Annotated in this window: 1 pseudogene; it reads right to left on the bottom strand. The window is 70.6% G+C overall.

What is annotated here, in order from left to right:
• Positions 1-122: 122 nt before the first annotated feature.
• A pseudogene (locus tag IF30_RS46180) lies at positions 123-592 on the bottom strand (condensation domain-containing protein); the annotation flags it as partial.

Genomic DNA, 592 nt, shown 5'->3' with positions numbered 1-592 from the left:
TTCAACTCCTCGTAGGTGACGCGTTCTTCGCCCTGTACCAGCGCGTCGGCCTGGGGGCTGACCCGTACCTGCTCCTCGAACACGGCCTGCACGGAGCGCCCGTCGGAGCCGCCCCGCGCGACGCCGGACCACTCGCCGAGGATGCGCTCCCGCTCCTCGGGGGTGAGGAGGTCGGCCTGGCCGACGGGGGCGTCGGGGTCTGCAGCGAGGGCGGTCAGGAGGCGCAGCAGCCGTCGGCCCACCTCTTCGACGGTGGTGCGGTCGAAGAGGTCGGTGGCGTACTCGATGTCCCAGCGCAGGCCACCGGACGGGTCCTCCGCCACGAAGAAGGTGAGGTCGAACTTGGCGATCCGGTGTCTGGAAGAGGGGGTGGCGGGCGGTGGAGCGGGTGGGGTTGAGGGCTTCGACGATGCGTTCGAAGGGGAGTTCCTGGTGGGCGTAGGCGTCGAGGTCGGACAGCCTTACCCGGTCGAGGAGTTCGCGGAAGGTGGGGTCGCCGGAGACGTCGGTGCGCAGGACGAGGGTGTTGACGAAGAAGCCGACCAGGTCGTCCAGGGCCTCGTCGGTGCGGCCGGCGATGGCGGTGCCGAGG

This window comes from Streptomyces sp. NRRL S-350, from assembly GCF_000719705.1.
Classification (GTDB): domain Bacteria; phylum Actinomycetota; class Actinomycetes; order Streptomycetales; family Streptomycetaceae; genus Kitasatospora.
Note: the sequence above shows the minus strand (reverse complement) of the source record. Positions and strands in the feature narration are given on the sequence as shown.